At 54.7% G+C, this 13,905-nt stretch carries 11 protein-coding genes; 1 reads left to right on the top strand and 10 read right to left on the bottom strand.

The annotated features are described in order from the left end of the window. Positions 1–3: 3 nt before the first annotated feature. The 4 genes from hydA to ygeW all read right to left on the bottom strand — a co-directional run bounded on the left by hydA (position 4) and on the right by ygeW (position 5,683). A complete protein-coding gene (gene hydA / locus ACX9GT_RS09880; RefSeq protein WP_473190901.1) occupies positions 4–1,407 on the bottom strand; it encodes a dihydropyrimidinase in 1,404 nt (467 codons plus the stop codon). A gap of 434 nt (positions 1,408–1,841) precedes the next feature. Beyond that, a complete protein-coding gene (locus ACX9GT_RS09875) occupies positions 1,842–3,059 on the bottom strand; it encodes a YgeY family selenium metabolism-linked hydrolase (RefSeq protein WP_473190900.1) in 1,218 nt (405 codons plus the stop codon). A 167-nt stretch (positions 3,060–3,226) separates the two neighbouring features. Next, on the bottom strand, positions 3,227–4,420 hold the full coding sequence (gene dpaL / locus ACX9GT_RS09870) for a diaminopropionate ammonia-lyase (RefSeq protein WP_473190899.1): 1,194 nt from the start codon (positions 4,418–4,420) through the stop codon (positions 3,227–3,229). A 75-nt stretch (positions 4,421–4,495) separates the two neighbouring features. Next, entirely contained in the window at positions 4,496–5,683 is a 1,188-nt protein-coding gene (gene ygeW / locus ACX9GT_RS09865) for a knotted carbamoyltransferase YgeW (protein WP_473190898.1), read from the bottom strand. 427 nt (positions 5,684–6,110) lie between these two features. Between ygeW and ACX9GT_RS09860 the strand changes: the two genes are divergently transcribed. Beyond that, a complete protein-coding gene (locus tag ACX9GT_RS09860) occupies positions 6,111–7,889 on the top strand; it encodes a sigma 54-interacting transcriptional regulator (protein ID WP_473191552.1) in 1,779 nt (592 codons plus the stop codon). Positions 7,890–7,957: 68 nt separating this feature from the next. Here the strand turns inward: ACX9GT_RS09860 and lpxA are convergent, their stop codons facing one another. From lpxA to cheY, 6 genes are all read right to left on the bottom strand, one after another. Then, positions 7,958–8,749 carry an acyl-ACP--UDP-N-acetylglucosamine O-acyltransferase gene (gene lpxA, locus ACX9GT_RS09855; RefSeq protein ID WP_473190897.1) on the bottom strand — a complete coding sequence of 264 codons (792 nt, stop codon included), beginning with the start codon at positions 8,747–8,749 and terminating at the stop codon, positions 7,958–7,960. 300 nt (positions 8,750–9,049) lie between these two features. Further along, the gene (locus ACX9GT_RS09850) at positions 9,050–9,454 is read right to left on the bottom strand and encodes a flagellar protein FlhE (protein ID WP_473190896.1); all 405 of its coding nucleotides are present in this window, start codon (positions 9,452–9,454) and stop codon (positions 9,050–9,052) included. After that, the gene (gene flhA / locus ACX9GT_RS09845; RefSeq protein WP_473191551.1) at positions 9,451–11,532 is read right to left on the bottom strand and encodes a flagellar biosynthesis protein FlhA; all 2,082 of its coding nucleotides are present in this window, start codon (positions 11,530–11,532) and stop codon (positions 9,451–9,453) included. Before flhA ends, ACX9GT_RS09850 begins: the two co-directional genes overlap by 4 nt. Continuing rightward, positions 11,532–12,668: a flagellar biosynthesis protein FlhB gene (gene flhB / locus ACX9GT_RS09840; RefSeq protein WP_473190895.1), complete on the bottom strand. Its 1,137-nt coding sequence runs from the start codon at positions 12,666–12,668 to the stop codon at positions 11,532–11,534. Before flhB ends, flhA begins: the two co-directional genes overlap by 1 nt. 168 nt (positions 12,669–12,836) lie before the next feature. Beyond that, the gene (cheZ, locus tag ACX9GT_RS09835; RefSeq protein WP_473190894.1) at positions 12,837–13,481 is read right to left on the bottom strand and encodes a protein phosphatase CheZ; all 645 of its coding nucleotides are present in this window, start codon (positions 13,479–13,481) and stop codon (positions 12,837–12,839) included. A gap of 12 nt (positions 13,482–13,493) precedes the next feature. After that, complete coding sequence (gene cheY / locus ACX9GT_RS09830) at positions 13,494–13,883, bottom strand: chemotaxis response regulator CheY (protein ID WP_473190893.1); 390 nt, start codon at positions 13,881–13,883, stop codon at positions 13,494–13,496. Between the last annotated feature and the right edge of the window lie 22 nt (positions 13,884–13,905).

Below are 13,905 nucleotides of genomic sequence, written 5' to 3'. Positions count from 1 at the left end.
CGGTCAGTGGATTACATCAGTTACAGTTACTGCATCAAAAGGCCGACGGCGTAAGAACTGCCCATAGCCCTGCTGCCCGGTAAACTCACCGTTGCGGGCCACCATCTCGCCCCGGCACAGCGTCAGTACCAGCGCGCCTTGGCAGCGGAAACCTTCATAAGGGGAATAATCGACATTGTCATGCAGTTGGCGATGGCTGATCGTCGTGGATTGGCGCGGATCGATAATCACCACGTCGGCATCCGCACCGAGGCTAAGGTTGCCCTTGCGCGGCCACAGGCCAAACAGCCGGGCCGGGTTGCCGCTGGTGAGCGCCACAAAACGTGAAGGGGAAATCCGCCCGCTCATCACGCCATGAGAAAACAGCAGCAGCATGCGGTTTTCTACCCCCGGCAGGCCGTTCGGGCAGCGGGTAAAATCCCCCGCCGCCATTGCCTGACGCTGGTGATACGGGAAGGTGCAGTGATCGGTCGCCACCGTGTCAATCGAGCCATCGGCAATCCCTAACCACAGGCGATCCAACTCCTGCTGGTTGCGCAGCGGCGGGCTGAGAATGTATTTCGCGCCATCATCACGCAGGTAGCACTGCTCATTGAGCAACAGATACTGCGGGCAGGTTTCCACCCACACCGGCTGCTGCTGTTTGCGCGCCAGGCGCAAATAGTCCAGCCCCAAGCCATTGGATAAATGGACAATATACAGCGGTGCATTGCCGGCCAAGCGGGCCAGATTGATCACCCGGCCTATTGCTTCGGCCTCACACTCCAGCGGGCGGCTTAACGCATGGTGAATCGGTGCCGTTTTCCCGGCTGCCACCAGCGCGGCGCGGCGAAAGGCAATGGCTGCATCGTTTTCCGGATGCACCGTGGTCAACGCCCCCACCCGCCGCAGCTGCCATAAGGCGCGCAGCGCCTCGGCATCGCTCACTTTATAGTGATAGGTCAGGTACAGCTTGAAACTGCTGATCCCTTCGTCATGCACCATGCCCGCCATTTCTTCGAGAATACCGTCATTAATGTGCTGGATTACGCCATGGAAACCGTAATCAATCACCGCGTTACCGGCTGCGTATTGATGATAAAGATTAAGCTGATGGTGGAGATTGCAGCCCGCCGGGCCGAAACCCATATGATCGATAATAGTGGTGGTGCCACCGCAGGCAGCGGCGCGGGTGCCGGTGAAAAAGTCATCGCAGCTGCGGGCGATGCCGACATCGATATTGAAATGGGTATGCACATCGATGCCGCCGGGCATCACATAGCAGCCGGTCGCATCAATCATCTCGCAGTCACCGCCAGGTTCGATACCGACAGCACGCTGGCAAATGATCCCATTTTCGATCAGCAGATCCTGAGAATACTGCCCGTCGCTATCCACCAGAATGCCGTTCTTAATCAGCCGCTTCATGTTGGCACCCCTGAAAAAATCGCAGCAATAGGTGAGAAAATATCCCCTCTCCTCATAGGGAAAAACCAGGAGAGAGGCTTTAGCTCGGTGCTCTGGGTTCCCCCCTCACCCTAACCCTCTCCCCGAGGGAGAGGGAACTGGTTCGCCGCACGGGTTAGCTGGGCATCACCCTCCCCATAATCCTAAACCGTGCGCCCCCTCTCCCTCGGGGAGAGGGCCGGGGTGAGGGGCTTTAAATCGGTGTTTCTTATTTCCCCCTAACCCTCTCCCCGAGGGAGAGGGAACTGGTTCACCGCACGGGTTAGCTGGGCATCACCCTCCCCATAATCCTGAACAGTACGCCCCCTCTCCCTGTGGGAGAGGGCCGGGGTGAGGGGCTTTGACTCGGTGCTCTGAGTTCCCCCTACCCCTCCCCAGGGGTTAGGATTAGCTTCTTATTTTTCCAACTCTTCCAAGTAGGCCAACGGCACGGCGGCGTACATGGCGGCACAGGTCACCAAATGTTCTTTCCAGGTTTTCTCATTCGGCGCGTGGGCTTCCGGCTCTTTGCCGGGGCCAAAACCGACCACCGGAATACCATGACGGCCCATAATCGACACACCGTTGGTAGAGAACGTCCACTTGTCCACCACCGGTTTTTTCTTGAACAGCCCTTGATAGGCTTTGCTCAGAGTTTTCACCGTGATGTGATCTTCTTCCACTTTCCAGGTCGGGAAATAGCATTCGGTCGGGTAAACCAGGCCGGTGTACGACGGGCGCTCGTAGTCATACATCGACACCACCGCTTTGGCGGCCTGCACCGCAGGCAAGGCGCGGATCTCTTCCAGCGCCCCCTCCCAGGTTTCGCCCCAGGTCAGGCGGCGGTCAATCGATACCGCACAGCTATCGGCCACCGCACAGCGGCTCGGCGAGGTGAAGAAAATCTCGGAAACGGTGAGCGTGCCTTTACCCAGAAAGTCGTCGTTACCCAACTTGCCGGACAACTGTTGCAGTTCGTTGAGGATCGGCCCCATTTTGAAGATGGCGTTATCACCGCGCTCCGGTGCCGAGCCGTGGCAACTGATGCCTTGTACGTCGATGCGGATCTCCATGCGGCCCCGCTGGCCACGGTAGATCTGGCAGTCGGTAGGTTCGGTACTGATGACAAACTCTGGGCAAATCTTCGACTGTTCGATAATGTACTGCCAGCACAGGCCATCGCAGTCCTCTTCCTGCACGGTGCCGGTCACCAGCAGCGTATATTGATCCTCGAGCCCCAGATCCTTGATGATTTTGCCCGCATAGACCATTGAGGCCATACCGCCTTCCTGATCCGAAGCGCCACGGCCGCCGATAATCTCGTCATTTTCCATGCCCTGATAAGGATCAAAATTCCAGTTTTTGATATTGCCAATGCCGACGGTATCAATATGCGCGTCCATCGCAATCAGGTGTGGGCCATGGCCGATATAGCCGAGGATGTTGCCCATCGGGTCAATTTCCACCCTGTCGAAACCCACCTTTTCCATTTCCTGCTTGATACATAACACCACCAATTTTTCATCACAGCTTTCACTCGGGATCGCAATCATGTCCCGCAGGAAACGCGTCATTTCATCTTTGTATTGGTAGGCTTTCTCTAACACCAGTTCAAAAGGAATTTGCTTTGCCATTGTGTTCTGTTCTCCACTCTTGTATTACTTCTCACCTGCACGAGAGACCGGATAATCTGAGAATTTCGCGTTGCAGCTAGGCACCCAGCTCGCTCAGCCCCAGGAGCTTACTCAAGGGTGAGCGAGTGCAGGTAACAACGCTGCGGCTTGAAAGACAGCGGGTATTTTCAGACCGAATATTTCCCTTCCCATACCACTTCGCGATAATGCTTAACGTCGGTATCGCCTTCCGAACTGATCAGCAGCACCACCGACTGGCTACTCAAGCCGAGTTTTTTCATCAGTTGTGCGCGTTGCGGGTGATAATGCACGGCGGCCAGCACGCCAAGGCCGACCGCCCCGGACTCACCGGAGATAATGCGCGGATCGTTACCCAGCGGATTGCCCAGCACCCGCATGCCCAATGCCGCCACGCTGTCCTGGCAGGAGATAAACTGCGTGGCGCAGTTGCGCAGCAGCGGCCAACCCAGCGGGTTTGGTTCGCCGCAGGCCAGGCCCGCCATGATGGTGGCCATCTCACCGCCCACGTTGACGATTTCGCCTTTCTTGCCGGAGCGATAAACGCAGTCCGCCAGTTCCGGCTCCACGATCGCTGAATGCAGTTGGCTGGCACCAAACACCTCGGCCAAGTAACCCAGCACCCCGCCCGCCATCGCCCCCACTCCCGCCTGCAACAGCACATGGGTTGGGCGCGCAATCTGCATTTGTTGCATCTGCTCAACGGCTTCATCCGCCAGCGTGGCGTAGCCTTGCATAATCCAGGTCGGGATCTTGGTGTAGCCTTCCCAGGCGGTGTCCTGCACCACTTCCCAGCCGCGCTCCTGCGCCGTTTTCATCGTCAGGCGCACGGTATCGTCGTAGTTCATGTCGGTGACGATGCACTCGGCCCCCAGATTGAGGATGTGATCCACCCGCTCCTGCGCCGAGCCTTTGGGCATGTACACCACCGCATGTTGCCCCAACTGCTGCGCCGCCCAGGCGACACCCCGGCCATGGTTGCCATCGGTGGTGGTGGCAAAGGTCATTTTCCCGCTCAGCGTGGATTTAAATTTTTCGAAGGAAAACGCATTAATATCGATCTGATATTTTTCGCACAGTAACCGGGCGATGGCATAAGCGCCGCCAAGCATTTTGAAGGCATTTAAGCCAAAGCGTTTGGACTCGTCTTTGACCAGGATTTTCTTTACGCCAAACAGGTGCGCGAGATCGTCCAACGCACATAATGGCGTTGGCTGATAGCCCGTAATTTTTTGATGAAACGCCCGCGCTTTGCGCGCTTCTGCCTGAGAGAATAGCGGCGAGGTTTCACCGTTAAAATAACGGTTATCCTCAATATCCACTTTCAATGAAAAAACCGACATTGCTGTTACCTCCTCGGGTCGCATTAACCTTGCACTGCGCGGGAACAGCCAAAGGCGTTCCCGGCCAGAGAGGGTTTATTTAATGCGTCTTTCTGCTTCTTGCAGTAATTGCTCCAACGTCAGACCTGGGTTGGAGAATTTGCGCGCCATAATCATGGCGGCGATGATATAAGGCTTCCAACTGGCTTCCTTATAGGTGGCAATGCGGTATTTCTCAAACACGCTGGCGCTGACTTCGCCTTCGCTACACGACACGTCGGTGATATCCGCTGGCAGGCAGTGCATATACAGCGCTTCGCCGCCCTTGGTCAGCTTCATCATCTCTTCGGTGCAGTGCCAGTTCTTGTAATGGGCGTTCTGCGCCAGACACTGCTGCTCCAGGGTTTTCAAGCCCGCGTAATCGTTGGCGCGCAGCAGATCGGTGCGTTGCTCCATCACCTTGTACGGTGCCCAGGACTTCGGATAAACGATGTCCGCGCCCTGGAAAGCCTCGGCCATGGAGGTCACCTGCTGGAAACTGCCGCCGGAAGCCGCCGCGTTGTTTTTCGCTACCTCAATCACATCCGGGATCAGGTCGTAACCTTCCGGGTGTGCCAAAGTGACTTTCATCCCAAAGCGCGTCATCAGGCCGATAATGCCCTGCGGCACCGACAGCGGTTTGCCGTAGCTCGGGGAATAGGCCCAGGTCATGGCGATTTTTTTGCCCTTCAGCTTGTCCAGGCTACCGAAGTGCTCCTGCAACCAGGCCAGATCGGCCATCGCCTGCGTCGGGTGATCGATATCGCATTGCAGGTTAACCAGCGCTGGCCGCTGCGGCAGCACTCCTTTCTGGAAGCCTTCATCCAGCGCCGCGCCGACTTCGCGCATGTAGGCGTTACCCGCCCCCAGGAACATGTCGTCACGAATGCCGATGGCATCGGCGCAGAATGAAATCATGTTCGCCGTTTCACGCACCGTTTCCCCATGGGCGATCTGCGATTTGCCTTCGTCCAGATCCTGCTGCGCCAAGCCCAGCAGGTTCAACGCCGATGCATAAGAAAAACGGGTGCGCGTGGAATTATCGCGGAAAATAGAGATCCCTAAGCCACTGTTGAAAACCTTGGTTGCGATATTTTCTGAACGCATGGTTTTCAGCGCTTCAGCCAATTTAAGCACCAGTTCCAGCTCTTCGCGGCTCTGTTCCCAAGTCAGTAAAAAGTCCTTCTGATGTAAATTGGACTTTAACGCTTTTATGTCCTTAATTAACTGATTAACTGTTCTCATCTTTGCCCCTAAATAACCGACGTTTAACCTCAGAATGACCAATACGCATTTTCAGCGCCTGTTATCAGGCAATCAATAAGCATGCCAAGAGGCAAAAATCCTTGGATATGGGGCGCGAAACACACAGACAATATGATGTCGATCACATAATTCACGGTTTTCAGCGGGGTTAATTGGGAGGGATTCAGAAAACACGCTCATCTAAAACGATCACGCCAACATTCTATAGCAGGCTATTTATAATTATCAGCCGCTATTGCAACCCAAAATGATAGCAATTACCGCAGAGTATCATTTTGATAATAAAATGTGACGCTAACTGCACAATCTATTTCTAAAGGATTAGCTTGATGACAATCAAATTACCGCAGGCATTAATGTATTATCGTTTCTTTTTTCGATGATGAAAAAAGAGAGACTCGTAATGATAGCACTGGCAAATACCCAGTCTGCGCTGATGCAGATCCAGCCGACAATTTTGCGCTTTACCAAAATGCTCTCCAGCGTGTTGCTGTTAGAGGTAGAGATTGTTGACGCCAATCTGGTGCGAGTGGCAGGAACCGGCCCCTATGGCAAAAACTTTGGCAGAAAGCTCGGCAGTAATTCCGGGTTATTGAAACATGTGATTGATACACAAAAGGAAAAAATAGTCACCCACTCGCGTTTTGATCCGGTCTGTGACGGGTGCAGCAGCAAAGAAGAGTGCCAGGAGAAAGCATTTCTCGGTATTCCGATCCTGTTTCAACACACCTGCATCGGCGTGATCAGCCTGGTGGCCTTCAATCTGGAGCAGCAGCAACGATTACGCGACAATCTGCAAGAGTTCTCCGATTACGTACGGAATATATCTAACGTTTTCGTTTCCAACTTATTAGAGACGCAGAGCAACAGCGGTGGGTTAAATAAAGTGCTGTTCAGCCTGATTGAAAATATGGATCAGGGCGTATTAATTCTCAATGAAAGAAATCAGGTTAAATTCGCCAACGCCATGGCCTTGAAAGAATTTAATTTACCGCAAGAAGAGATTATTGGAAAAACCTTTACTATTCACGCGCTGACCTTCCATCAGAATTACACCAGCGGGCATTTACAGCATATTATCTCCTTCGATGATCGCCAGGAGATCATGATTGGTCAGTTGCACCAGATTCAGGATCATCAACTGTTTTTAATGGCTTTTCACCAGTCACACTCATCATTTAACAACCCGATGAGCCATGAAGATCCGCGTATTGAGCACTTGGCCGGGGAAAGTAAGCCAATGCGCCTGCTAAAGAAGTTGATTACCCGCATCGCCCCCAGCCCTTCCAGCGTGTTAGTAGTGGGGGAAAGCGGCACCGGCAAAGAGGTGGTAGCACGCGCCATACACCGGCTGAGCAACCGCAGCGATAAGCCTTTTATCGCCATTAACTGCGCGGCGATCCCGGATCAACTGCTGGAAAGTGAACTCTTTGGCTACCTGAAAGGCGCATTTACCGGGGCTTCGGCCAATGGCAAGGTGGGGCTTATCCAGGCCGCCAATCAGGGCACGCTATTCTTGGATGAGATTGGCGATATGCCATTAATGTTGCAGGCAAAATTACTGCGTACGGTAGAATCTCGCGAGGTGCTGCCGATTGGCTCCAGCAAACCGATTCCGGTGGATATCCGCATTATCTCCGCCACCAACCAAAATCTGGAACAATATATCGCCGAAGGGAAGTTCCGTGAGGATCTCTATTATCGCCTGAACGTGATTCCCCTCTCGTTGCCGCCGTTGCGCGAACGTGAGGGAGATATTGAACTGTTGGTCCACTATTTCCTCAGTTTACATACCAAAAGAATCGGCATTATTTACCCGGGGATTTCAGCGGAGGTGCTTAAAATATTGCGCCAGTATCGCTGGCCGGGCAACGTGCGTGAACTGAGTAATTTAATCGAGTATCTGGTCAACGTGGTGCCCAGCGGTGAAATCATTGATACCTATCTGCTGCCGCCCAATTTAACCCGTGGTCAATACCTGCATCAGCCCCAAAATACCTCGGCAAGCAAGGCCACAGAAATCTGTACCAACCAGGATACGCTGGGGTTGGAGAATATGGAAAAAATGATGATTGAAGAAGCACTCAGCCATCACGCCAACAAGAAACTGGTAGCAGAAAAATTAGGCATCGGGATCGCAACGCTGTATCGCAAAATAAAGAAGTACGAACTGTCGTCAAATTGACTGGGCCGATGACCTAGCCGTATCCCAGCTCGGCGCTCACGGCCAATAGTGGGATACCGCCTCAATGTTCAGCGAATAATGCCGCGCGTTGAGCGTGAGAAGAAGTGGTTAAAGAAAGTGGCTAAAGGATATTGAGTGGCCAAACGCTCGGCTTCTTTTTTTGCCTCGTCAATCGGTATCGCCAGATGATAGATCCTGTCATACAGAGTACGAATAACTTGTTGCTGGTGAGTATCCGCCGCAAGAAAAACGTCCGCCAATAGATTAAATCCGGTGGGTAAGGCATGGTTTCCACTGGCACAGACAAACGGCGGCACATCCTGCACTACACCAGACCGATCGGCGATCCGCGCATAGGCACCCAGAATGCAGAACTGATGAATGGCACACATAACACCGATGTGTACCGCATCGTCGAGTTCAACATGCCCAGCCAGGCCGCTGTTGCTGCCCAGAAACGTGTCATTGCCAACCACGCAGTCGTGGCCAATATGAACGCTGTCTGAAATATGATTGTCATTGCCGATCGTAGTACAACTCCGGCCTTGCAGGGTGCCACGGTGGATCGTGACTTTATCCCCGATCTGATTTCTGTCGCCGATCACCACCTCGGTAGCTTCACCGGCATATTTCAAATCCTGGTTCACTTCGCCGATCGACGAATAACGCCCGATGCGATTGTCGCGCCCGATGCGGGTCAGGCCGTTAATCACCACATGCGAGGCAACCACCGTTCCCTCACCGATCTCAACACCGGCAGCAATCACACAAAAAGGGCCGATGCATACATGCGCACCGATAATCGCACCCGGTTCAATCACGCTACCGTTGGCGATTCGGGCAGAGGAAGAAATTAACATCAAGTTATCCTGACGATGGCACGCGGTGTTTCGGTCACGTGGGCTCATCATCGGTTAATAATTAAGCCAGCGTCTGGATTAATCAGAAAATAAAGTGGCAAATGAACGGCGTAAACAGCGCCGCTCGGAGTGTCTCTAGACGAGAAAAGACGGGAACATGAGTACAACAAACACAGAGCATAAAGAATCTACGGCAAAATAACGCTATCTATATTTTTATTATTTTATGAACCTTTCGAATAAATCGCGCACTGTAGCCGTTTAGGGGGCGATGCAGGCTCCCAAACAACGCACAAACGCTCACTCATAATTTACAATGATCTGATTACCCATCACCCGCAGCGGTGGGTTTAACGCCCCGCGCGCCTGTACGTAATAGACAAAACGAAACGCACTGTCAGCCGGATCGCCGTTCAGCGCCTCACTGCGCCCATTGCCTGTATCGAGAGCGATACAGCGGGCAGCAGTGCATAGCTGCACCTTTAATCCGGCCGGTTCAGCGGATAATAGCTGATAGCGCCAACTGACGCTGGTGATCCGGGCAGAGTTACTTGGCAAGGCATTTAGCGGGCGTAGCGGTTGCGACTCAGCACGCATCTGGCCATGACCCAACGTTACACCATCATTACTCGCCACCCAGGAGCCAGACACCGCCTGTGCGGCTAAAGGTAGCAGTAAGAGAAAGGTGGCTAAACAGGTTTTCATCCGGCAGATCCAATCGTCGAGGTCATACGGATTTGGCGATCGTCATTGATTTCCAGGTTCGACAGCACCACCAACTGTGGCAAGGTGCGGAGTAGGAAGCGCGCCAGCAGCGCACGCAACGCATGGTTCACCAGCAGCACCGGCGGTGCGCTGAGTATTTCTTGCCGCTGCAAGGCCTGTTGGGCCTGATCGAGCAGCCGATCCGCCAGCCCCGGTTCAAGGCCGCCGCCCCCTTGCAACGCTTGCAACAATAAGCGCTCAAGCGGCGTATCCAGGCCGATAACCTGAATTTCACCGTTGCCAGGGAACCATTGCTGGGTGATGGCGCGCCCCAGCGCAACACGCACCACGCTGGTCAATTCATAAGGATCGCTCTGAATCGGCGCATGTTCCGCCAATGTTTCGATAATGGTGCGCATATCGCGGATAGAAACCCGCTCGGCCAGCAGGTTCTGCAACACTTTATGCAAAATGGTTAGCGAGACCACGCCCGGTATGAAATCTTCGGTCAGTTTCGGCATTTCCTGCGTAACGCGATCCAATAATTGCTGGGTTTCCTGGCGGCCAAACAGCTCGCTGGCGAACTGGCCAAGCAGATGATTGAGATGGGTGGCCACCACGGTGCTAGCTTCAACCACGGTAAAGCCCTGGATTTGTGCCTGCTCTCGCAATGCGCTATCGATCCATACCGCGGCCAAACCGAATGCCGGATCGACGGTGCTCTCCCCTGCCAGTTCCCCCAGCGCATTACCCGGATTGATCGCCAGCCAACGGCCCGGGTGCGCTTCTCCGCTGCCGATTTCTACCCCTTTCATCAGAATACGGTAGCTGGCCGGGGGCAGTTCGAGGTTGTCCCGGATGTGTACTACCGGCGGTAAATAACCCATCTCCTGAGCGAATTTCTTGCGGATCCCACGGATACGCCCCAACAGTTCACCGTTTTGCTGAAAATCCACCATTGGGATCAGGCGATAACCCACTTCCATACCCAACGGATCTTCTAACTGCACGTCGGACCAACTGGCTTCAACCGCCTGCGGGCTCTCTGGCGCGATTACTGGAACGTTGATTGACGGCGCTTGCTGTTCGCGCCCGCGTAGCCACCAGGCCAGCGCCAGCAAGCCAGCGGTAAACAGCAGAAATACCAGGTTTGGCATGCCGGGCACCAGCCCCAGCAACCCTAGCACCCCGGCGCTCAGCAGCATCACGCGCGGATTATTGAACAGTTGGCCCACCATCTGCTCGCCAACGTCCTGATCGGTGGCAACACGGGTGACGATCACGCCCGCTGCGGTAGAAATCACCAGCGCCGGGATCTGCGCCACCAGACCGTCGCCAATGGTCAGCAAGGTATAGCTTTCTGCCGCCGCCCCCAAGGGCATGCCGTGCTGGATCACGCCAACCAGCAACCCACCGACCACGTTCAGCACCATGATCATCAGCCCTGCGACCGCGTCACCGCGCACAAACTTGCTGGCACCGTCCATCGAACCGTAGAAATCTGCTTCTTGCGTCACTTCGGTACGGCGCTTTTTGGCTTCGTCTTCGCCAATCAAACCCGCGTTGAGATCGGCGTCGATCGCCATCTGTTTGCCAGGCATCCCGTCGAGCACAAAGCGCGCGCCCACTTCGGCAATGCGCCCGGCGCCTTTGGTGATCACCATAAAGTTAATCAGCACCAGAATAATGAACACCACGATGCCGATGGCAAAGTTACCGCCAACCAAAAAGTGGCCGAACGCTTCAATCACGCGCCCCGCTGCCGCCGAGCCGGTATGCCCTTCCAGCAGAATAATGCGCGTCGATGCCACGTTCAGCGACAGGCGCAATAGGGTGGAAAACAGCAGAATGGTCGGGAAAGCGGCGAACTCCAGCGTGCGCTGGGTGAACATCGCCACCAGCAACACCATGATCGACAGGGCAATATTGAAGGTAAACAGCAGGTCGAGGACAAACGCCGGTAATGGCAGCACCATCATCGACAAAATCATCAGGATCAGTATCGGGCCCGCCAGCACCTGCCACTGTGTATCTTTAACATTAGCCGGTAAACGAAGTAGGGAGGCTAAATTCGCCATCATGGTGACTCTCTCAGGCCAAAATCCAGAGCTTCCGGCACCGGTAGACGTTCAGGTTTTTTCGGGATCAGCCCACCTTCGCGCTGCCAACGGCGCAGTTGGTAAACCCAGGCCAATACCTCGGCCACGGCGGCGTACAGAGTGGCGGGGATCTGTTGCCCAATCTCGCTGTGGCGAAATAGCGCACGGGCCAATGGCGGTGCTTCCAGCAGCGGAATACGGTGTTGATTGCCCAGTTCGCGGATACGCAGGGCAATGTCCCCCGCGCCTTTCGCCAATACTTTGGGGGCACTCATTTTTTTATCGTTGTACTGCAAAGCCACCGCGTAATGAGTGGGATTGGTGACGATCACATCGGCCTGCGGCACATCGGCCATCATGCGGCGGCGCGCCATCGCCCGCTGTTGCTGACGGATGCGCCCTTTTACCTGCGGATCGCCCTCCTGCTGTTTGTGCTCGTCGCGGATCTCCTGTTTGCTCATCTTCAATTTCTTAAAATGACTCCAGATCTGATAAAACACATCGAACGCTACCATCGGCACCAGCCCGAGCACGATCAGCATGCCGCACATGATCACCATCCGCAGCGCATTGCCCAGCGCCTCCAGCGGCGGTTGTGTTACCAGATGCAGCATCGCCGCCCAGTTGTGCCACAGATAAAGACCGGCTACCCAGCCGACCAGCACGGCCTTCAGGATCGCTTTCAGCAATTCCGCCAACACCTGGGTAGAAAACAGGCGCTTAAACCCGGCCAGCGGGTTCATACGTTTCATATCAAACTTGACGCTGAAGGCTACCCCGCCCAATAACATCGGCGCGGCCAGTGCCACCAGTACCAGCCCGGCCAGGATCGGCAGCAGTGCCCACAGCGCCTGACGCAGCAACATGGTAAACTGGTGCAACATCTGTTGATCGTTGCTGACCATGTTATGGTCAAAATGCAGCCCTTCGCTCAGCATACCTGCCAGTTGTTGGGCAATATGGCTGCCTGCAACCCATAAAATGGACAGCCCGGCGATCAGCATCAGTATTGAGGTCAGTTCGCGCGAACGCGCAATCTGGCCCTCCTCACGGGCTTTCTCCAAGCGGTGAGGCGTGGGCGCCTCGCTTTTTTCCACATCGCTGTCTTCAGCCAAGGAAGCGGTTCCTGTTGAGCGGAAAGAATAGAATTGCCATCAGCATGGCAAAAAAATGCGGGTTTCATTGCGGGAATAACGGGGGAAAAGGCGGGTTATTTGCGGCATGAGGAGTGAGCCTTGGCCGTAAGGGCACCGTTGCTGCACCCTTCAGCCAAGGTTATGGCATCAGAACCCGAGGCTGTCGAGCAGATCGTCCACCTGTGCCTGATTGGCGATCACCCCAACTCCCTGCCGATCGAGCTGTGGGCCATTGAGCAGATTGCTATTCGGCCTTTGCTCTTTGGCTGGCTGCTCAGGGATATTTTCCATCAGCACCATCAATAGCTGTTTTTCGATCTCCTGCACCACGTCCATCATGCGTTTGATCACCTGGCCGGTCAGATCCTGAAAATCCTGTGCCATCATAATTTCCAGCAATTGGGCGTTGGTGAAGGCAGTATGCTCCGGCACCCGCTCCAGATACTGGCGCGTGTCGCTGACCAGTGAACGGGCATCTGCCAGTTCAATCGGATCGGCAAACCACGCATCCCAGCGGCCTTTCAGCGCTTTGGCCCCTGACTCCAGCGCTGCCTGGCGCGGCTGGGCCGCTTCTACGCAGTTGAGCGCACGCTCCGCCGCCTGCGCCGTCATGGTGACAACGTAATCAAGCCGGTCACGGGCATCCGGGATCGCTTCCGCCGCTTGGGCGATCGCCTGATCGAGCCCCAGTTCACGCATGCTGTCACGCAGCAGGCGGGTCAGTTGGGCGATACGAAAGATGATCTCACCCGCTGTCGCTGCATCGCTGGTAGGCATTGAAATGTCTCTCATCGCCCTCTCCTTTTATATGCCCAGTTTTTCGAAAATCTTGTTGAGCTTTTCTTCCAGCGTCGCCGCCGTAAAGGGCTTCACCACATAACCACTGGCACCCGCCTGAGCCGCAGCAATAATGTTCTCTTTCTTGGCTTCTGCCGTCACCATCAGTACCGGCATCGACGCCAATACGCCGTCGGCGCGAATGGTTTGCAGCAGTTCAAGGCCGTCCATGTTCGGCATGTTCCAGTCCGAGACCACGAAGTCGAAACCGCCAGCACGGAGTTTATTCAACGCATCGGCCCCGTCTTCCGCTTCTTCCACATTGTTAAAACCCAGCTCTTTCAGCAAATTTCTGACGATGCGACGCATCGTGGAAAAATCGTCCACCACCAGAAATCTGAGATTTTTGTCTGCCATGCTCACTCCTTATCATTGATTA

The organism is Serratia sp. YWN4 (genome assembly GCF_055790845.1).
The sequence above is the reverse complement of the archived record's forward strand: the minus strand, read 5'-3'. Positions and strand labels throughout refer to the sequence as shown.